The organism is Synechococcus sp. CB0101 (assembly GCF_000179235.2).
In the GTDB taxonomy this organism is placed as follows: Bacteria; Cyanobacteriota; Cyanobacteriia; order PCC-6307; family Cyanobiaceae; genus Vulcanococcus.
In genome coordinates this window covers 1,345,749-1,367,545 of sequence record NZ_CP039373.1, presented here as the reverse complement: position 1 = coordinate 1,367,545, position 21,797 = coordinate 1,345,749, and the positions used below count along the sequence as shown (strand labels likewise).

General features: G+C 65.8%; 24 protein-coding genes. 17 read left to right on the top strand and 7 right to left on the bottom strand.

Annotated elements, in window-relative coordinates:
* The first annotated feature begins 32 nt into the window (after nt 1–32).
* Nucleotides 33–737, top strand: coding sequence for a Crp/Fnr family transcriptional regulator (locus CB0101_RS07435; protein ID WP_010305512.1), 705 nt, complete (start codon nt 33–35; stop codon nt 735–737).
* Here the strand turns inward: CB0101_RS07435 and CB0101_RS07430 are convergent.
* Nucleotides 697–888: a hypothetical protein gene (locus CB0101_RS07430; protein ID WP_010305508.1), complete on the bottom strand. Its 192-nt coding sequence runs from the start codon at nt 886–888 to the stop codon at nt 697–699. The two genes, CB0101_RS07435 and CB0101_RS07430, sit on opposite strands and share 41 nt — an antisense overlap.
* Nucleotides 889–986: 98 nt before the next feature.
* Nucleotides 987–2,924 carry a biosynthetic arginine decarboxylase gene (gene speA / locus CB0101_RS07425; RefSeq protein ID WP_010305504.1) on the bottom strand — a complete coding sequence of 646 codons (1,938 nt, stop codon included), beginning with the start codon at nt 2,922–2,924 and terminating at the stop codon, nt 987–989.
* 69 nt (nt 2,925–2,993) lie between these two features.
* Here speA and ndk point away from each other — a divergent pair, with 69 nt between their 5' ends.
* Complete coding sequence (ndk, locus tag CB0101_RS07420; RefSeq protein WP_010305500.1) at nt 2,994–3,449, top strand: nucleoside-diphosphate kinase; 456 nt, start codon at nt 2,994–2,996, stop codon at nt 3,447–3,449.
* A gap of 34 nt (nt 3,450–3,483) precedes the next feature.
* Here ndk and CB0101_RS07415 read toward each other — a convergent pair whose 3' ends face one another.
* Both CB0101_RS07415 and CB0101_RS07410 read right to left on the bottom strand, forming a co-directional pair.
* A complete protein-coding gene (locus tag CB0101_RS07415) occupies nt 3,484–3,813 on the bottom strand; it encodes a DUF3307 domain-containing protein (RefSeq protein WP_010305496.1) in 330 nt (109 codons plus the stop codon).
* Nucleotides 3,814–3,920: 107 nt separating this feature from the next.
* Complete coding sequence (locus tag CB0101_RS07410; RefSeq protein WP_010305492.1) at nt 3,921–5,030, bottom strand: FAD-dependent oxidoreductase; 1,110 nt, start codon at nt 5,028–5,030, stop codon at nt 3,921–3,923.
* A gap of 102 nt (nt 5,031–5,132) precedes the next feature.
* Here CB0101_RS07410 and gatB point away from each other — a divergent pair, with 102 nt between their 5' ends.
* The 4 genes from gatB (at nt 5,133) to CB0101_RS07390 (ending at nt 8,483) form a co-directional block, all read left to right on the top strand.
* A complete protein-coding gene (gene gatB / locus CB0101_RS07405) occupies nt 5,133–6,605 on the top strand; it encodes an Asp-tRNA(Asn)/Glu-tRNA(Gln) amidotransferase subunit GatB (protein ID WP_010305489.1) in 1,473 nt (490 codons plus the stop codon).
* A 136-nt stretch (nt 6,606–6,741) separates the two neighbouring features.
* Nucleotides 6,742–7,251 carry a hypothetical protein gene (locus CB0101_RS07400; RefSeq protein ID WP_010305485.1) on the top strand — a complete coding sequence of 170 codons (510 nt, stop codon included), beginning with the start codon at nt 6,742–6,744 and terminating at the stop codon, nt 7,249–7,251.
* Between the two features lie 192 nt (nt 7,252–7,443).
* Nucleotides 7,444–7,959, top strand: coding sequence for a hypothetical protein (locus CB0101_RS07395; RefSeq protein WP_010305482.1), 516 nt, complete (start codon nt 7,444–7,446; stop codon nt 7,957–7,959).
* Between the two features lie 113 nt (nt 7,960–8,072).
* The gene (locus tag CB0101_RS07390) at nt 8,073–8,483 is read left to right on the top strand and encodes a hypothetical protein (protein WP_136644035.1); all 411 of its coding nucleotides are present in this window, start codon (nt 8,073–8,075) and stop codon (nt 8,481–8,483) included.
* On the opposite strand, the gene coaE is transcribed toward CB0101_RS07390, so the two are convergent.
* Nucleotides 8,469–9,104 carry a dephospho-CoA kinase gene (gene coaE, locus CB0101_RS07385; RefSeq protein WP_010305477.1) on the bottom strand — a complete coding sequence of 212 codons (636 nt, stop codon included), beginning with the start codon at nt 9,102–9,104 and terminating at the stop codon, nt 8,469–8,471. The two genes, CB0101_RS07390 and coaE, sit on opposite strands and share 15 nt — an antisense overlap.
* Before the next feature lie 65 nt (nt 9,105–9,169).
* Between coaE and argJ the strand changes: the two genes are divergently transcribed.
* Nucleotides 9,170–10,399, top strand: coding sequence for a bifunctional glutamate N-acetyltransferase/amino-acid acetyltransferase ArgJ (gene argJ, locus CB0101_RS07380; protein WP_010305474.1), 1,230 nt, complete (start codon nt 9,170–9,172; stop codon nt 10,397–10,399).
* Here the strand turns inward: argJ and CB0101_RS07375 are convergent.
* Entirely contained in the window at nt 10,387–11,295 is a 909-nt protein-coding gene (locus CB0101_RS07375) for a LysR substrate-binding domain-containing protein (protein WP_010305471.1), read from the bottom strand. The two genes, argJ and CB0101_RS07375, sit on opposite strands and share 13 nt — an antisense overlap.
* 172 nt (nt 11,296–11,467) lie before the next feature.
* Here CB0101_RS07375 and CB0101_RS07370 point away from each other — a divergent pair, with 172 nt between their 5' ends.
* From CB0101_RS07370 to CB0101_RS07360, 3 genes are read left to right on the top strand one after another with little or no spacing between them, the layout of a single operon-like run.
* The gene (locus CB0101_RS07370) at nt 11,468–12,007 is read left to right on the top strand and encodes a hypothetical protein (RefSeq protein WP_010305468.1); all 540 of its coding nucleotides are present in this window, start codon (nt 11,468–11,470) and stop codon (nt 12,005–12,007) included.
* A 50-nt stretch (nt 12,008–12,057) separates the two neighbouring features.
* Nucleotides 12,058–12,366 carry a hypothetical protein gene (locus CB0101_RS07365; RefSeq protein ID WP_010305464.1) on the top strand — a complete coding sequence of 103 codons (309 nt, stop codon included), beginning with the start codon at nt 12,058–12,060 and terminating at the stop codon, nt 12,364–12,366.
* Entirely contained in the window at nt 12,366–14,033 is a 1,668-nt protein-coding gene (locus CB0101_RS07360; RefSeq protein WP_010305460.1) for an AarF/ABC1/UbiB kinase family protein, read from the top strand. Before CB0101_RS07365 ends, CB0101_RS07360 begins: the two co-directional genes overlap by 1 nt.
* 23 nt (nt 14,034–14,056) lie before the next feature.
* Here the strand turns inward: CB0101_RS07360 and eno are convergent, their stop codons facing one another.
* Nucleotides 14,057–15,349, bottom strand: coding sequence for a phosphopyruvate hydratase (gene eno, locus CB0101_RS07355; RefSeq protein ID WP_010305456.1), 1,293 nt, complete (start codon nt 15,347–15,349; stop codon nt 14,057–14,059).
* A 126-nt stretch (nt 15,350–15,475) separates the two neighbouring features.
* On the opposite strand from eno, the gene gloA reads away from it, so the two are divergent.
* The 7 genes from gloA (at nt 15,476) to rplJ (ending at nt 21,793) form a co-directional block, all read left to right on the top strand.
* The gene (gloA, locus tag CB0101_RS07350; protein WP_010305452.1) at nt 15,476–15,877 is read left to right on the top strand and encodes a lactoylglutathione lyase; all 402 of its coding nucleotides are present in this window, start codon (nt 15,476–15,478) and stop codon (nt 15,875–15,877) included.
* Nucleotides 15,867–18,602: an ATP-dependent Clp protease ATP-binding subunit gene (locus tag CB0101_RS07345; protein ID WP_010305446.1), complete on the top strand. Its 2,736-nt coding sequence runs from the start codon at nt 15,867–15,869 to the stop codon at nt 18,600–18,602. Before gloA ends, CB0101_RS07345 begins: the two co-directional genes overlap by 11 nt.
* A 72-nt stretch (nt 18,603–18,674) precedes the next feature.
* Nucleotides 18,675–18,917 carry a preprotein translocase subunit SecE gene (gene secE / locus CB0101_RS07340; protein ID WP_050778747.1) on the top strand — a complete coding sequence of 81 codons (243 nt, stop codon included), beginning with the start codon at nt 18,675–18,677 and terminating at the stop codon, nt 18,915–18,917.
* 80 nt (nt 18,918–18,997) lie between these two features.
* A complete protein-coding gene (gene nusG, locus CB0101_RS07335) occupies nt 18,998–19,612 on the top strand; it encodes a transcription termination/antitermination protein NusG (RefSeq protein ID WP_371413627.1) in 615 nt (204 codons plus the stop codon).
* 118 nt (nt 19,613–19,730) lie between these two features.
* Nucleotides 19,731–20,156, top strand: coding sequence for a 50S ribosomal protein L11 (gene rplK / locus CB0101_RS07330; protein WP_010305434.1), 426 nt, complete (start codon nt 19,731–19,733; stop codon nt 20,154–20,156).
* Between the two features lie 93 nt (nt 20,157–20,249).
* The gene (gene rplA / locus CB0101_RS07325; RefSeq protein ID WP_010305430.1) at nt 20,250–20,957 is read left to right on the top strand and encodes a 50S ribosomal protein L1; all 708 of its coding nucleotides are present in this window, start codon (nt 20,250–20,252) and stop codon (nt 20,955–20,957) included.
* Between the two features lie 302 nt (nt 20,958–21,259).
* Nucleotides 21,260–21,793 carry a 50S ribosomal protein L10 gene (gene rplJ / locus CB0101_RS07320; protein WP_010305426.1) on the top strand — a complete coding sequence of 178 codons (534 nt, stop codon included), beginning with the start codon at nt 21,260–21,262 and terminating at the stop codon, nt 21,791–21,793.
* The last annotated feature ends 4 nt before the right edge of the window (nt 21,794–21,797 follow it).

The following is a 21,797-nucleotide window of genomic DNA, read 5'->3' as shown; positions in this document are numbered from 1 at the left end:
GGGCTTGGGTGGTGCCGCTCGTCTGCATGGTCATGGCCGATTTCACCCCTGAGCAGCTCCAGGCCTGGCCGCTGTTTGCGTCGCTCAGCGCAGAGCAGTGCACGCAGCTGCTCGATCGCCACCTGCAGAGCAGCCATGGCCCGGAGCAGGTGTTTGTGATGGAGCAGGACTGGGGGGAGTCGCTATTTCTGTTGCGCAGCGGCATGGCCAAGGTGCGCACGTACACCGCCGATGGCGACGAGGTGGTGATGTCGGTCCTGGGGGAGGGCGATGTGTTCGGGGAGATGGCGGCGCTAGACGGCGCAGCTCGCTCGGCCGATGTGGTGGCCCTCACCCCGGTGACCTTGGTGAAGCTGCGGGCTGCACCGTTTGCGGCCTTGCTGCAGCAAGACGCCGGTTTTGCTCTGGCCTTGGCGCGGCTGGAGGCCTCACGGCTGCGGGATCTCAACCAGCGCTTCGCCATCCAGAGCGGTGATGCCACCACCCGCCTGTTGGATGCGCTGGCTTATCTCGCCCGGCGCAGTAGCAGTGCCAATGATCCCCAGGCGGTGATCCCAGCCCTGGCGCAACGGGAGCTGGGCCTCCTGGCCGGCTTGGCCCGGGAGACGGCCTCGCGCACCCTGAGCAAATTGCGCAGTCGCGGCACGGTGGAAGAGCTGGAGGCCGGGCTGCGGATCGCAGACCTGCAGCCGCTGATCAAGCGTGGGCTGCTGCCAGCGAACAGCAAGGGCGGTTGATCAGTTCGTGGGCGCGGGCCCTGGTGGAGTCCATGGGCTCGAGCACGGTGCTCAGCTTCTGGTCACCGCTCAAAGCTTCCAGCACCAGCAGGCTGCCGAACATCACGATCTGGAAGGTCCACTGATCGAAGCCGGGGATTGAGAAGGTCATGGCCGTTGGGGGGGAACTGGATTCACCCTCAGCGCAACGGCGAGATCGCCCAGTGATCCAGGGCGGCCACCGGGGTGATCCTGCTCACAGCCCGTGGCTCACTCCTGCAGATAGGTGGTCTGGCGCAGGCTGGTTTCCAGGTGATCCATCAGGCGGCGGGCTTCGTTGATCTTCAGCTGGCCGCGCTGAATGGCGGCTTCGCTGGCCACCCGCAAGCGCTCCAGCAGCAGCTCCGGGTCGTGCTCCATTGCTTCCAGCACCTGGGCGTTGGTGTTGCCGCGCACCACGTGATCGAGCTGATAGCCGCCACCGGGGGCGAGGCGGATGTGCACAGCATTGGTGCTGCCGAACAGGTTGTGCAGGTTGCCCATCACCTCCTGATAGGCGCCCCCCAGGAACATCCCGATCAGATACGGCTCCCCGGGATTGAGGGCATGCAGCTCCAGCAGGGGCTTGGCCTGGCCATCGCCGATGAAGCGGGCGAGCTTGCCATCGGAATCGCAGGTGAGGTCGGCGAAATGGCCCAGCTCCGTCGGTTCCTCATCCAGCCGGTGGATCGGCATCAGCGGGAACAACTGCTCGATCGCCCAGGTGTCGGGGGCGGAGCGGAACACCGAGAGATTGGCGTAGTAGGTGCCGGCCATGGCGGCCCGCAGTTGGCGCAGATCGTCGGGGATGCCGCCACCGCGGGGCAGCCGCGCCACGATCGCTTCAGCGCAGGCCCAGGTGAGCTGCTCGGCCATGGCCCGCTGCGGCAGCGAGATGTAGCCCAGGCGGAAGGCCGCGAGCGCGTCGTCTTTGAACTTGATCGCGTCGTTCCAGGCCTCCTGCAGTCGTGACAGCACGCCCTCCTCTTCAGGGGCTGTCGCCGTGATGCCCTTCAACGTCTCCCGCAGGTTGCGAACCGTGAGTGGTTCGCTTTCCTCTTCGGACGGCACAGCTCCTGGCATCGCCGCGGAGCCCAGCACGTTGAACACCAGCACCGAGAAGTGGCTGGCGATGGCGCGGCCGCTTTCGCTCACCAGGGTGGGCAGCGCCACCCCATGGGGTTCGCAGCACTCGCGCACCGTGGCCACCACGTCGTTGGCGTAGTTCTGCAGCGAGTAGTTGGTGGAGGCCGCTGTGGCGGTGCGGCTGCCGTCGTAGTCGATCCCTAATCCGCCGCCCACATCGAGGAAGCCCATCGGGGCCCCCTGTTTGGTGAGCTCCACGTAGATCTGGCCGGCCTCCTGCAGCGCGTCCTTGAGCACGGCGATGTCGTTGATCTGGCTGCCCACGTGGAAGTGGAGCAGACGCAGATCCCCGAGCAGGTCGGCCTGGCGCAGCGCCTCCACGGTGGCGAGCAGATCTGGAATTGAGAGGCCGAACTTGGCCTTGTCGCCCACGGAGCTGCCCCAGCGGCCGGTGCTGCGGCTGGAGAGCTTGGCGCGCACGCCGATGAAGGGGGCGGCCCCAAGCGCGCGGCTGGCGCTGATGATCCGCTCCACCTCATCGGCCTGCTCGATCACCACCACGGGCTGGCGGCCGAGGCGGCGGGCCAGGATCGCGGTTTCGATGTAGCGCTGGTCCTTGTAGCCGTTGCAGATCAACAGCGCCTCGGGGTCGTCGATCAGCGAAAGGGCGATCAGGAGCTCGGCCTTGCTGCCGGCTTCCAGACCGAAATGCCAGCGGCGCCCGCAGCTCACCAGCTCCTCAACCACGTGGCGCTGCTGGTTGCACTTCACCGGGAACACGCCCTGGTAGCGGCCGGCGTAGCCGTATTGCGCGATGGCGCGCTCGAAGGCGGCGTGCAGGCGCTCGAGCCGGTCTTCGAGGATGTCGTCGAAGCGGATCAGCAGCGGCAGGCCCAGGTTGCGGCCCTCCAGCCCCTGCACGAGCTCCATCAGATCGAGGCTGCCCCCCCGATCACCCTGGGGCTGCACGCTGATGTGGCCGCGGGCATTCACAGAGAAGTAGGGCTCTCCCCAGCGGCTGAGGCCGTAGAGCTCGGCGCTGTCGGCGGGCGTCCAGGTGGTCAAGGGCCGGGCGGTGATCACGGCACCACTGTGCTTGCCAAGCGGCAGCCTCGCCGCGGACGATGGGCCGGATCTGACGCTTTTTCTTCCATGGCCGAACGCACTTTCGTTGCCATCAAGCCCGATGGCGTGCAGCGCGGCCTGGTGGGAGAGATCCTGGGCCGCTTCGAGCGCAAGGGCTTCAAGCTGGTGGGCCTCAAGCAGCTCACCCCCAGCCGTGAACTGGCTGAGAGCCACTACGGCGTGCACCGCGAGCGTCCCTTCTTTGCTGGCCTGGTCGACTTCATCACCTCCGGCCCAGTGGTAGCGATGGTGTGGGAAGGCGACGGCGTGATCGCCAGCGCCCGCAAGCTGATCGGCGCCACCAAGCCCCTCGAAGCTGAGCCCGGCACCATCCGTGGCGACCTGGCCGTGAACATCGGCCGCAACGTGATCCACGGTTCCGACGCCCCTGAAACTGCCCAGTTCGAAATCGGCCTCTGGTTCCAGCCCTCCGAGCTGAGCGACTGGACCCCCGCCGATCAGACCTGGCGCGTGGAGGGCTGATCCTTCGGATCGCCTCCGGGCAGCGCTGGCCAGCTCAGGCCAGCGCCAGCGCTGCCCAAATCCCCTTGCAGAGCAGATGCAGGCCCTGGTCGGCACCCATGCCGTAGCGCCGCTGGCATTTGCCCAGATCGATCAGGGTGTGTAGGCCCCATTCCGCCAGGCCCAGTAGCGGTTGGCCGGTGATCAGCCCCACCAGCAGCCCATGGATGGCGCCATGGCCGGTGAGCCACCAGCGCCACGACACCGCGCCTGAGCAACCCGGGCATTTCTCCTGGGCCATGCGGTCGTTCTGCAGACCGAAATCCCCCAGGAAATGGCCCATGCAGAGCAGGGCCAGCAAGTTGAGGAAGGGCAGCGGCTCCATCGCGCAGGTTGAAACGGCTCTGCAGGGATGCCGCCATGCTGAACACGATCCCGCGACTGGGTTGGCAGCTGAGGTGAACCGTTGCGCAGCAGTTGGCCGCGGCGGGGTTAGCCGTTGAAGCGATCCCAGCGGAAGCTGTTGAGCAGCGCTTGTTGAGCAGGCGAGCAGCCGCCCGGCTGCAGACAGGCCCCCAGAAGTTCTGCCGTGATCGCGGCCAACAGCACGCCATTGCGGTGATGCCCGGTGGCCAGCCATAGCCCGGTGACTGCACTGGGCCCCAGCAGGGGCCCCTCATCGGGCGTGCAGGGCCGGAAGCCCCACCAGCGCTCCATCGGTGGCCATTGGCTGGCTTCGGGCAGCAGCGCTTCGATCCCCGCCTGGAGTTGCCGCTGGCCGAAGGGGGTGAGCCCTTCGGTGAAACCGGCTTCCCGTTCGCTGGTGGCACCCACCACCAGCAGCCCGTCTTCCCTGGGCACCAGATAGGTGCCGGGGCCAAAGATCACCCGTTGCAGTGCCTCGCGCGGCCCTTGCAGCGAAAGCATCTGCCCCTTCACCGGGAACACGGGCAGCTGCGGTAGCAGTTGGGCACTCCAGGCGCCGCTGCAGATCACGGCGGTGGCGGCCTCCAGGGTTTGCACCGTGGCCGCGGCATCGCGCACCCGCACGCCCCTGAGGCGATCACCCTCCTGCAGGAGCTCCAGCACCTCCACGCCCTCCTGGAAGCGCACCCCCAGTTCCACGCAGGCCCGCTCCAGGGCGCGCATCAGCTGGCGGCGGTTGTCGATCTGCCCGTCTTGGCGGAACAGCAAGCCCGCCTGCCAACCCGGCCCGATTCCCGGCAGCTCCCGCTCCAGCCCCTCGCGATTGAGGGCCTCCCCCCAGGCGGCGGTGGGATACACATTCCGTTCGGCAGCCGTGGCGAACGGCACCACGATTCCGCAGGGCCGCAGGCCGCAGCTGAGGCCGCTATCGGCTTCGATCTGGGCCACCCAGGCCGGCACCCGCTCCAGGCTGAGCTGGCCGAGTTGCAGCAGGGCGCCGCTCAGCCCTTCCGCGTGGGGCGCCAACATCCCTGCGGCCACGAACCCCGCGGCTTCGCTGCGGCGCCGGCTGAGCACTTCCACGGCCTGGCCTGCGCGCGCCAGTTGGTGAGCTACCGCCAGGCCCATCAGCCCTCCGCCCAGGATCAACACCGGCGACTCGCTGGAGGCGGCCATGGCTCGCGGGCAGCTGCAGACAGCTCCTCAGTGTTTCAGCCCGGCCCCGCCGATGACCACCGGCGCCCTTCCATAGGATCGGCCCACGCTTGGAGAACACACATGGCTGCTGAGGCCGCCTGGGAAGCCGTGATCGGCCTGGAGACCCACGTTCAGCTGGGAACCAACAGCAAGATCTTCACCAGTGCCTCCACGGCCTTTGGCGATGACCCCAACACCCACATTGATCCGGTGGTGTGCGGGTTGCCCGGCACGCTGCCTGTGCTCAACCAGAAGGTGCTCGAGTATGCGGTGAAGGCCGCGATGGCGCTCAACCTCAACATCGCCGAGCACAGCAAGTTTGATCGCAAGCAATATTTCTACCCCGATCTGCCGAAGAACTACCAGATCTCCCAATACGACGAACCGATCGCCGAAGACGGCTGGATCGACGTGGAAGTGGCTGAAAAAGGCAAAGACACCTATCTCAAGCGCATCGGCATCGAACGCCTGCACATGGAGGAGGACGCCGGCAAGCTGGTGCACGCCGGCAGCGACCGCCTGGCCGGCTCCACCCATTCGCTGGTGGATTACAACCGCGCCGGCGTGGCTCTCGCGGAGATTGTGAGTAAGCCCGATCTGCGCACCGGTCGTGAAGCGGCGGAATACGCCTCCGAGATTCGCCGGATCATGCGCTACCTGGGCGTGAGCGACGGCAACATGCAAGAAGGATCCCTGCGCTGCGACGTGAACATCTCCGTGCGCCGCGGGCCCGACGCACCTTTTGGCACGAAGGTGGAGATCAAGAACATGAACTCCTTCTCGGCGATCCAAAAGGCTTGCGAATACGAAATCCAGCGCCAGATCAAGGCCTATGAGGCTGGCGAGCCGGTGGTGCAGGAAACGCGGCTCTGGGATGAGGGCAAGCAGCTCACCAAGAGCATGCGCGGCAAGGAAGGCGCCAGCGATTACCGCTACTTCCCTGACCCCGATCTCGGCCCGATCGAGGTCAGCGTGGAGCGCCGGGAAGGCTGGCGCGCTGAACTGCCTGAGCTGCCCGCCGCCAAGCGCAATCGCTACGCCGAGGAGCTGGGCCTGTCGCAATACGACGCCCGCGTTCTGACCGATGAGCGCCCCATGGCCGAATATTTCGAGGCTGCCGTGGCCGCCGGCGCTGATGCCAAGGGTCTGACGAACTGGATCACCGGTGACATCGCCGCCTATGTCAATGCCAACCGGCTTTCCTATGCCGATCTGCCTTTCCGCCCCGAGCAGCTGGCGGAGATGGTGCAACTGATCGACGGCGGCAAGATCAGCGGCAAAATCGCCAAGGAGATCCTGCCCGAGCTGCTGGAGAAGGGCGGCTCACCAGCGGCGATCGTGGAGGCCAAAGGCCTGGGCATGATCAGCGATCCGGCGGCGATCACCGCGATCGTGGAGGAGTTGCTGGCGGCCCACCCGGAAGAGGTGGAGGCCTTCCGCGGCGGCAAAACCAAGCTGCAGGGCTTCTTTGTGGGGCAGCTGATGAAGAAGACCGGCGGCAAGGCCGATCCGAAGCTGGCGAACCAGATCCTCAATCAGAAGCTGAAGGGCTGAGTTGCTTTTGAGCCCTGTGATCAACATCACAGGGCTGCATGAGCCGGGTCAAGGGAAGAAGCGGCTGAGCCAGCGAGCTTGGGTTCATCGGAAGGGAACAACCCAACCGCTTCACTCACGCACAACCCTCAGACCCATGACTCTTCAATCCTTCGCTGCCGCCGCCCTCGTTGCTGGTGGTACTGCCCTATCGATCGCTGCACCTGCCGCCCACGCCCAGAACTTTGGGATCTATGGCGCCTGTGATTCCGGTTCGGTGAGCATCTCCGGCAATGGTGGTCATTTTGATGCTGCAGGCCGTGATTGTGCTGCCGCCCGCGACTGGCAATCCAAGGAAAATGCCCGCGATCGTCAGCATGCCACCCAGGGCCAATTGATTGGACTGGGAGGCAATCTGATCACGGGTCTGATCATGAACGCCCAGAACCGTCAGTCTCAACCCCAGCCCCAGCCGGCTCAGCAAGTTGCTGCTCCCAGTGCCACGGAGCTGGAGCTGATGCGGCAGCAGCAGGAGATTGAGCTGCTCAAGTTGAAGTTGCAGCTGTCTCAGCAGCAGAATTCCTACGGCGCCAGCGTTCAGGTGCAACAGGTGCAGCCCATGCCCGGCTATCCCTCGGGTGGGGTGGTGATGGTGCCTGTGCGCTAGTGATTCGATTCTTACCGCAGACGCAAAAGCCCCGGCACATTGTGCCGGGGCTTTTTATTGCAGCTGCTCCCTGTGAGCAAGATCACCCTTGAACTTGTTTTTGGTCAACGGTTGAGATCTTGATCGCGGCGAGGCTGTGTTCATCGGAAGGGAACAGCCCAACCGCTTCACTCACGCACAACCCTCAGACCCATGACTCTTCAATCCTTCGCTGCCGCCGCTCTCGTTGCTGGTGGTACTGCCCTGTCGATCGCTTCACCTGCCGCCCACGCCCAGAACTTCGGGATCTATGGCGCCTGTGATTCCGGTTCGGTGAGCATCTCCGGTAATGGTGGCCGTTTTGATGCTGCAGGCCGTGATTGTGCTGCCGCCCGCGACTGGCAATCCAAGGAAAATGCCCGCGACCGTCAGCACGCCACCCAGGGCCAATTGATTGGATTGGGAGGCAATCTGATCACGGGTCTGATCATGAACGCCCAGAACCGTCAGTCTCAACCCCAGACCCAGCCGGCTCAGAAAGTTGCTGCTCCCAGTGCCACGGAGCTGGAGCTGATGCGGCAGCAGCAGGAGATTGAGCTGCTCAAGTTGAAGTTGCAGCTGGCCCAACAGCAGGGTGGGAACACATACACCAATGCATCCGTGCTGCAGCCCGTGCAGCCGATGCCCGGTTATCCCCAGGGCGGCTACGTGATGGTGCCTGCCCGATGAAGCGCCCGGAGCGCCCAGTTCACCATTTCTTCGCATTGAGCACCATGCACGCTTCTTTCCGATTTCTCCGTCCCGTTGCCGCATTCTTGGCGGCCTGCGCGGCTCCGGGTTTGGTGTTGGCCCTTCCAGCGGTGGCACAGCCAGTCCAGCCCTGCGCCTCCCAGCAGTTGGGACTCACGGTGGATGGCACTGGCTTTCTGCTCAGGCATCAGGCCTGTGCACCGGCTGAGCAGATCGAGCCCGAACGCCCCGCCGTTCGCCGCCCTCTGCTCAGTAGCCCACTCCTGAAAAGCCTGCTTCAGGCTCACCGCGAGCTGGGCAGCCAGGTGCAACCGCGTGCCACAACGTTCCGCTCCGAAGACGCCAATATCGCCTGTATGGCGATTTCCCCGGGCTGCTTCACAGCTGCTGAGTGGGCTTCCTGCGAAAGCAATCCAGGGGTGGCCTTCGCTCAGGCGCGTTCCTGTGCGGATGCCCGCCAAGTGTTGGCCGCTCGCAACGCGTCCTCGTCAGGTTGGCGTTGATGGCCGCAGTTGAGCGGTTAGCTGGCTTGGCAGGTCGCTGGTGGCTGAACGGTTATCAATCACCCAGTCCGCCATGGGGCGCTTGCGCTCCAGAGGCCACTGGGCGTTGATCCGTGCCTCTGCCGCTTCGGGGCTGAGCTCATCCCGTGCCATGAGCCGCTGCAGCTGTTGCGCTGGCTCGCAATCCACAAGCCAGATCTCGCTGCACAGGGCTTCCAGGCCTGCTTCAAACAGCAGCGGGATCACCAGCACCACCGTTGGAGCGCCCGCCAAGTTCGCCAAAGCGGTTTCGAACCGGTCTCGCACCAGGGGATGCACCAAGCGCTCGAGCCACTGCCGCTCCAGGGGATCGTCAAACACGATCCGCCCCAGGGCCCCCCGATCCAGAACGCCGGCGCTGGGCACACTCCCTTCAGCCTGCACCGCCTCCCCATACCGCTGGAGCACCGCTAGGGCAGTAGCGCTGCCAGGAGCCAAGGCCTCCCGGGCATACACATCCGCATCCAGCACAGGCAACCCCTGCTCCGCCAACCAGCGGGCCACGGTGCTCTTGCCGCTGGCAATGCCGCCGGTGAGACCAATGCGGCGTTGCGGGCCGTTCCAGCGGGGCGAGGAGGCCATGGGCGCAGCAGGCGAGCGGCCGATCAGCGCTCAGAATCGCAGGATTCGAGCAAGCAGCGCCGGCCGTGACGCATCCCTGGCAGTTCATCCCCGGCGGCATCACGGCCCCTGAGGGTTTCCAGGCCGCTGGGATCACCGCAGGCCTGAAGGCTTCCGGTAAGCCTGATCTGTCTCTGTTGCTGGCCCCGGAAGGGGCGGTTTGCGCCGGCACGTTCACCACCTCACTGGTGCGCGCGGCTTGCGTGGATCTCTGCGCCGAGCGGCTGCAGGCCAACGGTGGCCGGGCCCGGGCGGTGCTGACCAATTCCGGTCAGGCCAATGCCTGCACGGGCGATCGTGGCCTGATCGACAGCCAGCGCGCCACCCAGGCCATGGCCGATCGGCTGGGGTTGGCTGCCGAGGAGGTGCTGATCTGCTCCACCGGTGTGATCGGTGTGCCGATCCCCATGGACACCCTCTTGGCGGGGATCGATCCCCTGGCCGAAGCGCTCAGCTCCGAAGGGGGGGCAGCAGCTGCCACGGCGATTCTCACCACCGACTTGATCGACAAGCAGATCGCCCTCGAGGCCAATCTCGGCGGCCGCACCGTACGGATCGGCGGCATGGCCAAGGGCTCGGGAATGATCCATCCGAACATGGCCACCATGCTCGGCTACCTCAGCTGCGATGCCGGAGTGCCGGCAGAGGTGTGGCAGGCGATGGTGCAGCGGGCGGTGGATCGCTCCTTCAATGCGATCACGGTGGACGGCGACACCAGCACCAACGACACGTACCTGGCATTTGCAGCCGGCGAGCCCCTGAACCCCGAGCATTTCGAGGCGTTGGAGGCCGGCCTAACGGCGGTGTCGCAACACCTGGCCAAAGCCATCGCTCGCGATGGCGAGGGCGCCACCTGTCTGCTGGAGGTGCAAGTGGAGGGGGCTAGCGATGACGCTGCAGCGCGTGCGATTGCCCGCACCATCTGCGGCTCCTCGCTCGTGAAGTGTGCGGTGCATGGCCGCGACCCCAACTGGGGACGGATCGTGGCGGCCGCCGGCCGCGCCGGTGTGCCCATGGACCCTGATGCGGTGGCCCTTTGGCTGGGTGATCACCAACTGATGGCCGCTGGCCAGCCCCTCCCCTTTGATCGCCCTGCAGCTTCGGCCTACATGCGTGATCGGGCGGCTGGCACCTATCTGCACGACGACACGGTGCTGATCCGCATCCAGGTTGGCGCTGGCTCCGGCAGCGGCTGCGCCTGGGGATGCGACCTATCGGATCAATACGTGCGTATCAACGCCGATTACACGACGTAAGCCACCGGCTGGCGATGCAACACCACGTCTGGATGGTGGGCGGCCAGTTGGGCGATGTGATCGATCAGCTGGTTGAACAGGCTCTGGGTGCGGGGATGGTCGGTGTAGGGCTCGCGCACCATCAGCACATCCCCCACTTCAACGGGTAGTTGCTGGGGCAGCCGAACCCAGTCATCGCCGTAGAGATGCAGGGTGAGCGGGGAGGAATAGCCAATCAGCATCGCTTCCACGGGAATCTGGCCAAACCACGGCGCTTGTTTCATCGCTGCTTCTCGGGCCGCGCTGGGCAATAACCCGCAGTCACGCAGCACGCGTTCGAAGATCGGGAAACTGCCGCCCGGTAGAGGCAGCACTGGGTAGGGGAGGAGCTCATCCCAGGTGATGGCATCGCGCCGCTCCGCCAGGGGATGCCCCACCGGCACCATCAGGTGCATCGGCATGGTCGTCAACCGCAGGCCTTTGAGGCCATCGCGCAGCGGTGCATCGGGTGCTGAGCAGATCCAGGCGTCGATGACCCCGTCTTGCAAGAGCGCCAGGGGTTGCTCGTAATCGAGTTGGTTGAAGTTGCCGCGCTGCCAGTTGTCCAGGGCCAGGCCATCCAGACCTGGCGCTGACCAATGCTGCGCTTCCAGTCGCAGGGTGAAATCACGGCTCCAGCGCCATTGCTGGTGCACGCGTCGCTCCAGGTTGATCAGCTCCGTGTCGCCAATCAGGCGCCACTCGCCGCGGCTGCGCGCCAGCTCCAGCCCAAACACCTCGAGGCATTTGCGGCTGTTGCGGCTCACGGTGGGCTGGGCGCAGGCAAGGGCATCGGCTGCCCGTTGGCCGGTGCGCAACCAGATCAAGTGATCGAGCGCGGCGAGGCAGTCGAGCGAAATCACGATTGCCTCCGTCACGCAACCCTGCCGAAATTAAGAGGCGGGGACTGTCGTCCCTTGTGTTGTTGGCTGCTTCAACACACGCGGGCTTCGTTTATGCAATTTCTGCATGCCCTGGGCTCGCGCCCGGGGTGGCTTCCAGACCCTTCCGGGTTGTGCTGCTTAGAGTTGGCCCTCTTGCGCTGGCCGCATGGCCCGGGTGTTGCAGCCAACCCAGCCTCGGCCTCAGCCCCTTTGGAAGGGGCCCCTGGTGGCAGGCCTCTGCTTTGGGGTGGCCTATGGCGTGACCCAACGGTTGGTCAGCTTCAACGTGGCTGAGCTGATCCGCTTTGGTCCTGGTTTTGATGTGCAGGTGTTCCCTGGCACCAGCCTTGAGAGCCTGAAGCTGCGCTTCGGCGATGCCCAGGCGGAAATCAGAGGCGACCTGGAGCTGCAGGAGCTGGAGCGGCAGCAGGAGGAAGAAGCCAAGCAGCGTGAGGAGGAAGCCAAAAAGGCCGAGGAACGCCTTCAGAACGCGGCTCAGTTGGAGCCGCTGCAAGACGCTGAGGGTTCTGATGCTGAGCCTGTTGTTGCACCCGCACCCGCATCGGCTCCGGTTTCGACTCCCAAGCCAAAACCGAAACCCCAGTCGAAGCCCAAGCCGCAGGAGAAGCCCCCAGCGATCGCTCCCCCTCTGGCCGCGCCCCAACAGCTACCTGCGCCTCTGCCTCCTCCCGCTCCCCAGCTCTGATCTGCCACAGTTTCAGCAGATCTCGCCTGGCCTCGGCCCGGTCGGCCGCCATGAGCACACCCCAGACCCTGGTGCAGGCAGCACTGAATCGCTTATCGGCCCGCCTCGGTAGCGGTTTGGCTGATGCCGCCGCTGGCCTGGCGGTGTTGGCGCAGGACGCACCGGATCGGTTCCGCCAGGAATGGGATCTGTTTCGAGAGGAGGTGGAGATGGAAGCCCAGCGGCTGGAACGCGGCGATGGCGAGCCCGCCCCCGAGGGCGCTGAGTCAACTTCCACTCCTGTTGACCCGCAGCAGCAGATCGATCAGCTGCGGGCGAAGGTGGCGCGGGTGGCGCGCCGCTTGGAGGAGCAGCCCTGATGCCTGCACTGATGCAGGGTGTGCGCAGCGCCAGTCGGGTGTTGCGCATCTGGAGTGCCGTGCTGCAGCTGCTGCTGTGGCTCTGGCTTGATGCCCGCCCCTGGAGCTATCCCGGCGGTGCCAGCGAGGAGCGGCGTGCGGCGCGGCAGCGGCGCCGGGCCCGCTGGCTCACGGCCGAGCTGCTCACGCTGGGTTCGGCCTTCATCAAGTTGGGCCAGTTGCTCTCGGCCCGCCCCGATGTGCTCCCCGCCAGCTGGGTGGAGGAGCTCTCGCGCTTGCAGGACAGCGTTCCGGCCTTCTCGTTCCAAACGGCCCAGGCGTTGTTGGAGCAGGAGCTGGGCGAGCGCTGCGCCGAAATTATTGATCTCGATCCCGATCCGCTCGGGGCCGCCAGCCTGGCCCAGGTGCACCGCGCCAGCCTGCGCAGCGGCCGCCAGGTGGTGCTCAAAATTCAGCGGCCGGGGCTGGAGCGGCTGTTCCGCCTCGACCTCGAGGTGATGCAGCAGGTGGCTGTGTTGTTGCAGCGCCATCCCAGCTGGGGGGTGGGGCGCGATTGGGTGTCGATCGCCCAGGAGTGCCGGCGCGTGTTGTTGCGGGAGCTCGATTTCCGCCTGGAGGCCGAGCATGCGGCCCGCTTCCGCCAGCAATTTCTGGATGATCCAGGCATTCGCATTCCGGCCGTGGTGTGGGAGCTCACCACCCGCCGTGTGCTTTGCCTGGATTACGTGCCCGGGATCAAGATCACCGATCGCGAGGCGATCCTCGAGGCCGGGATCGATCCGGCTGCGGTGGCCGAAAAGGGAGCGGCCAGCTACCTGCAGCAGCTGGTGCGCTTCGGCTTCTTTCATGCCGATCCCCACCCGGGCAACCTGGCCGTGGCCCGCGATGGCGCGCTGATCTACTACGACTTCGGCATGGTGGGCAGCCTCTCGCAGCGGCTGCGCAGTCGCCTGGGTCGCATGGTCACGGCCGCTGCGGCTCGCGATGCCGGCGGCCTGGTGAGCGAACTGCAGGCCGCTGGTGTGATCGCGCCCGACATTGATCCAGGGCCGGTGCGCCGTCTCGTGCGGGTGATGCTCACCGAAGCGCTTACGCCTCCCTTCTCCGCCAATGTGATCGAGAAGCTTTCCGGTGATCTGTATGAGCTGGTTTACGGCCAGCCATTCCGCTTACCGCCCGAGCTGATCTTTGTGATGCGTGCGCTCTCCACCTTTGAAGGCGTGGGCCGCAGCCTCGATCCCAGCTTTAGCCTCGTGGCGATTGCCCGCCCCTATCTGCTGCCCCTGATGAGCGCCTCCGGCAACGGTCCCAACGATCTGTTCAATCAGCTGGGCCGCCAGGCGGTGGAGGTGGGTAGCCGCGCCCTCGGCCTGCCGCAGCGCCTCGAGGACAGCCTTTCGCGCATCGAGCAGGGCGACCTCCAGGTGCAGATCCGAGCCGGGGAAACCGATCGCCTGCTGCGGCGGGTCGCCTTGAGCCAGCAGAGCGCCGGTCAGTCGATGCTGCTGGGCGCCCTTTTGGTGTCGGCTGCGTTGTTGGCGGCCAGCACGCGGCCGGCGCTCACTGCCGTGCCAATCGTGCTCTCAGCGCCGGTGGGCCTGAGCTGGTTGAAGCTTCAGGCCAGGTTGCGGCGCGATGGCCGCATCGACAAGTTGGGTCAATCCTGAGGCGGCTGAGCCGCCTCCCTTGATCAGGCCTTACCGCGGGGGCCGCGATCTTCAGCGCCGGCGTAAACGGCCTGGCTGCCCAGTTCGTCTTCGATGCGCAGCAGCTGGTTGTACTTGGCCACGCGCTCGCTGCGGCTGAGGGAACCGGTCTTGATCTGGCCGGCGCGGGTGGCCACGGCCAGGTCGGCGATGGTGGTGTCTTCGGTTTCGCCGGAGCGGTGGGAGATCACGCTGGTGTAGCCGGCGCGGCCCGCCAGATCGATCGCCTGGAGGGTTTCGGTGAGGGAACCGATCTGATTCACCTTGATCAGGATCGAGTTGGCCACACCCAGGTCGATGCCGCGCTGCAGGCGGGCGCTGTTGGTCACGAACAGGTCGTCACCCACCAGCTGCACGGTTTTGCCGAGCTTCTCGGTGAGCAGAGCCCAGCCATCCCAATCGTCTTCGGCCACGCCGTCTTCGATCGAGGTGATCGGGAAGCGGCTCACCAGGGCTGCCAGCTGATCCACCATCTCAGCGCTGGTGTAGCTGCCGCCATCGAAGGCATAGCGGCCGTCCTTAAAGAACTCGGTGCTGGCCACATCCAAGGCCAGGGAGATCTGATCGCCGGGGCGGTAACCGGCTTTTTCGATCGCCTGCACCAGCAGCTCGCCGGCTTCGATGTTGCCGAGGTCAGGCGCGAAGCCGCCCTCATCACCCACGGCAGTGCTCAGGCCCTTGTCCTTGAGCAGGCCCTTGAGGGTGTGGAACACCTCGGTGCCCATGCGCAGCGCTTCGCGGAAGGTGGGAGCGCCGTGGGGCACGAGCATGAATTCCTGGAAGTCCAGGCTGTTGGCCGCGTGGGCGCCACCGTTGATCACGTTCATCAACGGCACCGGCAGCAGGTTGGCCATCGGGCCGCCCAGGTAGCGGTAGAGGGGCAGACCCACGCCGTTGGCGGCGGCCCGGGCGGTGGCCAGGCTCACGGCCAGGATCGCGTTGGCGCCCAGGGCGCTTTTGTTGGCGCTGCCATCGAGCTCGAGCATCGCCGCATCCACGGTGCCCTGATCGAGGGCGCTGAGGCCGCAGAGGGCGGGGGCGATCTTCTCTTCCACATTGCTCACCGCCTGCAGCACGCCTTTGCCGCAGTAACGGCTGCCGCCGTCGCGCAGTTCACAGGCTTCATGGGCACCGGTGCTGGCACCGCTCGGCACGATGGCGCGGCCGCTGGCACCGCCTTCGAGCATCACCTCGGCTTCCACCGTGGGGGTGCCGCGGGAATCGAGCACCTCCCGGGCCACGATGGTGTCAATCACAAGGTCGAGGGTGTCGATCACAGCGGCCGGGTTGTGTCTCAGTGGTCCTTGAGGGGGATCCTATGGGTCGCCCCCGCCGCCCCTCTTGTGCCCGTTGGCACCGAACGGTGAGCTCTGGTCAGAATGCGCCTGGCTGATGCGGCTTCCATGCGCTTGCTCCACACAATGCTGCGGGTCGGCGACCTGGAGCGCTCGATCACCTTCTATACAGAGGTGCTCGGCATGCGCCTGCTGCGCCGCAAGGACTATCCCGGCGGTCGCTTCACCCTCGCTTTTGTGGGCTATGGCGAGGAGAGCGACACCACGGTGCTCGAACTCACCCACAACTGGGACACCAGCAGCTACGAGATCGGCACGGGCTATGGCCACATCGCCCTTGGCGTGGACGACATCGTGGGCGTCTGCGATCAGATCCGCGCGAAGGGCGGCCGTGTGGTGCGGGAGCCGGGCCCGATGAAGAACGGCAGCACGGTGATCGCGTTTGTGGAAGATCCCGACGGCTACAAGGTGGAACTGATCGAGCTGAGCTCCCGCGCCCATGCGGCCTGACACCCTCACCGCTGAACCGGATCGCTTCAGCGATGCCGCCTGGGATCTGCTGCTGGCCAGCCAGGAGCAGGCCCGCCGTTGGCGCCATGGCGATATGGATGTGGAGCACCTGCTGCAGGTGCTGTTCAGCGACGCGCGCTACGCCAGCTGGATCGATCCCCTGCCCTTGGATTCCGAGGCCCTGCTCGATCAGCTCGACGACGTCTGCGCGGAGCAGCCCACCAGCTCGGGCCGCGAGCTTTACATCGGTGAGGCCCTGGAGGAGTTGCTCGACAGTGCGGAGCGCTGCCGTCAGGCCGCCGGTGCGCGCCTGATCGACATTCCTCAGATCCTGTTGGCCCTGCTGGATGAACCCCGCCTCGGGCGGCGGCTGCTAGCCGATCAAGGCCTCAGTGAAGACCTGCTGCGGCGTCAGCAACGACCCGAGCGCGCCGCCCCGCCACCGGAGGAGCCTGTGCGCCGCGCTCCTGAGCCCCGGCCCGCCCCGCCGAGCGATCGCGACAGCTGGATCGATCGCGCACCAGCCCCCTCGGCTCCCAGCCGGGCTGCTGAGCCCTCGCCGCCGGCGCCGGAGCTCACCCTCGAGCAGGAGCCCAGCGCGCTCGATCAGTTCGGGCGTGATCTCACAGCGGCGGCGCGCGCCGGTGAGCTGGATCCGGTGATCGGCCGCGACACCGAAATCCGCCGGCTGATGCAGGTGCTCTCCCGCCGCGGCAAAAACAATCCCGTGCTGATCGGTGAGCCCGGTGTGGGCAAAACCGCGATTGCTGAGCTTCTGGCCCAGCGGATCGTGGCCGGCGAGGTGCCTGATGCCCTTAAAGGTCAGCGCCTGATCAGCCTCGATCTGGGTGCATTGATCGCCGGAGCCAAGTTCCGCGGTCAATTCGAAGAGCGCCTGCGCAGTGTTCTCAAGGAGGTGCGCGAGGCCGAGAGCGCCGGTGAAGGCGGGGTGATCTTGTTTATCGACGAGCTCCACAACGTGGTGGGGCCGGAGCGCTCCAGCAGCGATGCCGGCAGCATCCTCAAACCGGCCCTAGCCCGCGGTGACCTGCGCTGCATCGGTGCCACCACGCCTGAGGAGTACAGCCGCACGGTGGAAAAGGATCCGGCCCTCAACCGCCGTTTCCAGCAGGTGCTGATCAAGGAGCCGGGGCTCGACGACAGCACCTTGATTTTGCGGGGCTTGAAAGAGCGCTACGAGCTGCACCATGGCGTAGCGATCACCGATGGCGCGGTGGTGGCTGCGGCGCGGCTGGCGGATCGCTACATCGCCGATCGCTGCCTGCCGGATTCCGCCATCGATCTGATTGACGAGGCCGCTGCCCAGCTGCGCATGGAGGTCACCTCCAAGCCGCGGCTGGTGGAGGAGGCCGAAGCAGAGCTGCGCCGGGTGGAGCTAGCGCTCCTCTCAGCGGAGAGCGCGCCAGAGGCGGAGCGGGTGGCCCTGCAGGAGCAGCGTCGTTTGGCCAATGCAGGTTTGCAAGAACTGCAGCAGCGCTGGCAGGGGGAGCGCGAGGAGCTCGCTGAGCTCCGGCAGCTCCTGGCCGACGACGAAAGCCTGCGGCTGCAGATCGCCGAAGCCGAGCGTGATGGCGATCTGGAGGAAGCGGCCCGGCTCCAATACGACCAGCTCCACGGCGTGCAGCAGCGCCGCAGTGAGTTGGAGGCGCAGCTTCAGGAGCAGCAGCAATCCGGCCAATCGTTGCTGCGGGAGCAGGTGGAAGAGGGCGACATCGCGGATGTGGTGGCCCGTTGGACTGGCATCCCGGTGCAACGGCTGATGGCGGGTGAGCGCCAGAAGTTGTTGGAGCTCGAGCAGCGGCTGGCGGAGCGGGTGATCGGCCAGCAGGAGCCGGTGGCGGCCGTGGCGGCAGCGATTCGCCGCGCGCGTGCGGGCATGAAGGATCCGCGCCGGCCGGTGGGTTCGTTCCTGTTCCTGGGCCCCACCGGCGTGGGCAAAACCGAGCTGGCCAAGGCCCTGGCCGCGGCTCTCTTCGATGAGGAGGAGGCGTTGGTGCGGCTCGACATGAGCGAGTTCATGGAGCGCAACGCCGTGGCCCGGTTGCTCGGTGCTCCCCCGGGCTATGTGGGCTACGAGGAAGGGGGCCAGCTCACCGAAGCCGTGCGCCGCCGCCCCTATGCGGTGCTGCTGCTCGATGAGGTGGAGAAGGCCCACCCGGATGTGTTCAACGTGCTGCTACAGGTGCTCGACGATGGGCGCCTCACCGATTCCCAGGGCCGCACCGTGGATTTCCGCCACACCGTGGTGGTGATGACCAGCAACCTCGCCAGCCGCGCGATCCTCGATCAAGCCCGCAGCGGCGGTGATCCGGCCCAACTGGAGCAGCAGGTGGAGCAGGCCCTGGCCAGCCAGTTCCGCCCGGAATTTCTCAACCGCATTGATGAGGTGATCCGCTTCCAGCCCCTCGGCCCCGAGCAGTTGCAGCGCATCGTGCACCTGCAGCTGGCGGAGTTGGCCGCCTTGCTGCGGGAGCAGGGGCTGGAGCTGCAGGTGGAGCCTCCGGTGGTGCCCTGGTTGGCCCAGCAGGGCTACGAACCGGAATACGGGGCGCGGCCCTTGCGCCGGCTGCTGCGCCGCCGCATCGAAAACCCACTGGCCACGGAGCTGCTCGAGGAGCGTTTCCTCGGTGCGGCTGCCGTGCAGGTGAGCCTGCAGGAGGCGGAGGGGCAGCTGCGCTTCAGCCCGATCAGCCAGCCGGTTTGATTACGTCCGGTAGGGTGGCTGTTTGCGCAACAGAGCGCGCCCTCGCTCTGCGAACACCTTCTGGACACCGCGGTGGAAACCCCGACTGAGCCACAGCCCAATCCGCCAGCCCCCGGGCCCTCTGCTGATACCCCTCCAGCCGCCACCGGCTTCGTGGGCAGCACGGTGGCCGAGCTGCGCAAGGTGGTGTGGCCCAGCCGCCAGCAGCTGTTTGCTGAATCGGTGGCCGTGATTCTGATGGTGACCCTCTCGGCCTTTGCCATCGCCGCCATCGACCGCTTCTACAGCTGGGTCAACGCCCAGGTGTTCCGCTGATTTCTCCTTCCCTTTTGCCGCTGCCCGTGTCCGACGTTGATCTGAGCGATCTGAGCACAGAAGATCTGGCCGTTCCCGAGCTGGTGGATACGGCGGAGCCCGCTGCCGCCCCCGCCGCCGAAGGCCGTGCGCCGATCGCCCGCTGGTATGCCGTGCAGGTGGCCTCAAGCTGCGAAAAGAAGGTGAAGGCCACGCTCGAGCAGCGCGCCGTGACCCTGGGCGTGGACAACCGCATCCTCGAGATCGAGATCCCCCAGACCCCGGCGGTGAAGCTCAAAAAAGACGGCAGCCGCACCAGCACCGAAGAGAAGGTGTTCCCCGGCTATGTGCTCGTGCGCATGGTGCTGGATGAGGACACGATGATGGCGGTGCGTAGCACCCCGAACGTGATCAACTTCGTGGGCGCTGAAGATCGCCGCGCCACCGGTAAGGCCCGCGGTCATATCAAGCCCCGTCCCCTGAGCCGCTCGGAGGTGGATCGCATCTTCAAGCGCGCCGCCGAGAAGAAGCCTGTGGTGAAGGTCGACCTCACCGAGGGCGATCAGATCCTCGTGACGGCTGGTCCGTTCAAGGACTTCCAGGGCGAGGTGATCGAAGTGTCGGGCGAGCGCAACAAGCTCAAGGCCCTGCTCTCGATCTTCGGCCGGGAAACCCCGGTGGAACTCGAGTTCTCCCAGATCAGCAAACAGAGCTGATGCCGGTGCGGCCGTCTCCCTGCGGAGGGCGGCCACAGGTTGGGTCCCGGTCAACGGGATCCGCCGCACCCGCTGCCCTAGGGTCGCGGATCCGCAGATTGCTCAAGCCGCCAGGACGATGGCAAAAAAAGTTGTAGCTGTGATCAAGCTGGCCCTCCAAGCCGGCAAAGCCAACCCCGCGCCGCCGGTGGGTCCTGCCCTCGGTCAGCACGGCGTCAACATCATGGCGTTCTGCAAGGAGTACAACGCTCGGACGCAGGACAAGGCTGGCTATGTGATCCCGGTTGAAATCTCGGTTTTCGAAGACCGCAGTTTCACCTTCATCACCAAGACCCCTCCCGCTTCCGTGCTGATCACCAAAGCAGCCGGGATTGAGAAGGGTGCCGCCACCTCCTCCAAGGGCTCCGTGGGCGCTATCAGCCGCGCACAGCTCGAAGAGATCGCCAAGACCAAGCTGCCCGACCTCAACTGCACCAGCGTTGAGTCGGCCATGCGCATCATCGAAGGCACTGCCCGCAACATGGGCGTCGCCGTGAAGGACTGAGATCAGCGGGCCTCGGCCCAACCCTGATCCCTCTCCATTTCTTGTCCCTTATCGGGGGAGAGCCCTTGGGCTCGCCTGCACCCCACGCCTGACATGCCCAAAGTTTCCAAGCGTTATTCCGCCGCCTTCGGCAAGGTTGAGACCCGCACCTACTCCCCGCAGGAAGCGGTGGAACTGGTGAAGGCCAACGCCACCGCCAAGTTCGACGAGACCGTTGAGGCCCACGCCCGCCTCGGCATCGACCCCAAGTACACCGACCAGCAGCTGCGCACCACCGTGGCGCTGCCTCACGGCACCGGCCAGAGCATCCGCATTGCCGTGATCGCCCGTGGTGAAAAGGTGGCCGAGGCCAAGGCCGCCGGCGCCGACCTGGCCGGTGACGACGATCTGGTTGAAACCATCGCCAAGGGCGAGATGGAGTTCGACCTGCTGATCGCTACCCCGGACATGATGCCCAAGGTGGCCAAGCTGGGCCGTGTGCTCGGTCCCCGCGGTCTGATGCCGAACCCCAAGGCCGGCACCGTGACCACCGATCTGGCCTCCGCCATCAACGAGTTCAAGGCCGGCAAGCTCGAGTTCCGCGCCGACCGCACCGGCATCGTGCACGTGCGTTTCGGTAAGGCCAGCTTCGACGCCGCCAAGCTGCTCGACAACCTCAAGGCCCTCCAAGAGACCATCGACCGCAACAAGCCCAGCGGTGCCAAGGGTCGTTACTGGAAGAGCCTTCATATCACCTCCACCATGGGCCCCTCGGTGGAAGTGGATGTGTCTGCGCTGCAGGACATCAAGCAGGAAGGCTGAGCTTCAGCTTCTGCTGGCTGGGTACTCCAGCCCCTTTGCCTCCGCCCCGGCGGGGGCTTTGTTGTATGTTGACAAGCTGGCTAACGCCAGAAGGGCACGCGCCCTACCCAAGACAGCAGGTCTGCCCAAGGCCAGCGATCACTTCGGTGCTTCGCTGCCGCAAGCCGTAAATCCTGCCGAGGTGCACGCGACTGGTTTTGCCCTGGTGGTTCGCTGCCGGGGGAATGCAAGCCGCAGCCCCTCGAGTGCAACCGCACTGGGGCTGCGTACCCGGCTTGTTCCCCCGATCCGTTCCGTTTCCCATGGGCCGCACGCTGGAGAACAAGCAACAGATCGTCGAAGAGCTCAAGCAGCTCCTCGGTGAGGCCGAAATGGCGCTGGTTCTTGATTACAAGGGCCTGTCCATCAAGGAGATGTCTGACCTGCGGACCCGTCTGCAGGCCAGCAACGGTGTGTGCAAGGTGACCAAAAACACCTTGATGCGCCGTGCCATTGATGGCAACAGCGCTTGGTCGGAACTTGATTCCCTCCTCACCGGTACCAACGCCTTCGTGCTCGTTAAGGGCGACGTGGGTGGTGCCGTGAAGGCCGTTCAGGCTTTCCAGAAGGACACCAAGAAATCGGAAACGAAGGGCGGTCTTTTCGAAGGCAAGCTCCTCTCGCAATCCGAGATCAAGGCGATTGGGGATCTGCCCTCCAAGGAGGTGCTCATGGCGCAGATCGCTGGTGCGATCAACGCTGTGGCCACCAAGGTGGCTGTGGGCATCAACGAAGTTCCCTCCGGTCTTGCCCGCGCGCTCAAGCAGCACGCCGACGGCGAGGGCACGGCCAACTGAGGCC

What these genes read in the sequence shown, in the direction of transcription:
- CB0101_RS07435 (WP_010305512.1), top strand. Translation starts at nt 33, where the DNA reads ATGGCCGATTTCACCCCTGAGCAGCTCCAGGCCTGGCCGCTGTTTGCG.
- CB0101_RS07430 (WP_010305508.1), bottom strand. Translation starts at nt 888, where the DNA reads ATGACCTTCTCAATCCCCGGCTTCGATCAGTGGACCTTCCAGATCGTG.
- ndk (WP_010305500.1), top strand. Translation starts at nt 2,994, where the DNA reads ATGGCCGAACGCACTTTCGTTGCCATCAAGCCCGATGGCGTGCAGCGC.
- CB0101_RS07415 (WP_010305496.1), bottom strand. Translation starts at nt 3,813, where the DNA reads ATGGAGCCGCTGCCCTTCCTCAACTTGCTGGCCCTGCTCTGCATGGGC.
- CB0101_RS07410 (WP_010305492.1), bottom strand. Translation starts at nt 5,030, where the DNA reads ATGGCCGCCTCCAGCGAGTCGCCGGTGTTGATCCTGGGCGGAGGGCTG.
- gatB (WP_010305489.1), top strand. Translation starts at nt 5,133, where the DNA reads ATGGCTGCTGAGGCCGCCTGGGAAGCCGTGATCGGCCTGGAGACCCAC.
- CB0101_RS07400 (WP_010305485.1), top strand. Translation starts at nt 6,742, where the DNA reads ATGACTCTTCAATCCTTCGCTGCCGCCGCCCTCGTTGCTGGTGGTACT.
- CB0101_RS07395 (WP_010305482.1), top strand. Translation starts at nt 7,444, where the DNA reads ATGACTCTTCAATCCTTCGCTGCCGCCGCTCTCGTTGCTGGTGGTACT.
- coaE (WP_010305477.1), bottom strand. Translation starts at nt 9,104, where the DNA reads ATGGCCTCCTCGCCCCGCTGGAACGGCCCGCAACGCCGCATTGGTCTC.
- CB0101_RS07370 (WP_010305468.1), top strand. Translation starts at nt 11,468, where the DNA reads ATGGCCCGGGTGTTGCAGCCAACCCAGCCTCGGCCTCAGCCCCTTTGG.
- CB0101_RS07365 (WP_010305464.1), top strand. Translation starts at nt 12,058, where the DNA reads ATGAGCACACCCCAGACCCTGGTGCAGGCAGCACTGAATCGCTTATCG.
- CB0101_RS07360 (WP_010305460.1), top strand. Translation starts at nt 12,366, where the DNA reads ATGCCTGCACTGATGCAGGGTGTGCGCAGCGCCAGTCGGGTGTTGCGC.
- gloA (WP_010305452.1), top strand. Translation starts at nt 15,476, where the DNA reads ATGCGCTTGCTCCACACAATGCTGCGGGTCGGCGACCTGGAGCGCTCG.
- CB0101_RS07345 (WP_010305446.1), top strand. Translation starts at nt 15,867, where the DNA reads ATGCGGCCTGACACCCTCACCGCTGAACCGGATCGCTTCAGCGATGCC.
- rplK (WP_010305434.1), top strand. Translation starts at nt 19,731, where the DNA reads ATGGCAAAAAAAGTTGTAGCTGTGATCAAGCTGGCCCTCCAAGCCGGC.
- rplA (WP_010305430.1), top strand. Translation starts at nt 20,250, where the DNA reads ATGCCCAAAGTTTCCAAGCGTTATTCCGCCGCCTTCGGCAAGGTTGAG.
- rplJ (WP_010305426.1), top strand. Translation starts at nt 21,260, where the DNA reads ATGGGCCGCACGCTGGAGAACAAGCAACAGATCGTCGAAGAGCTCAAG.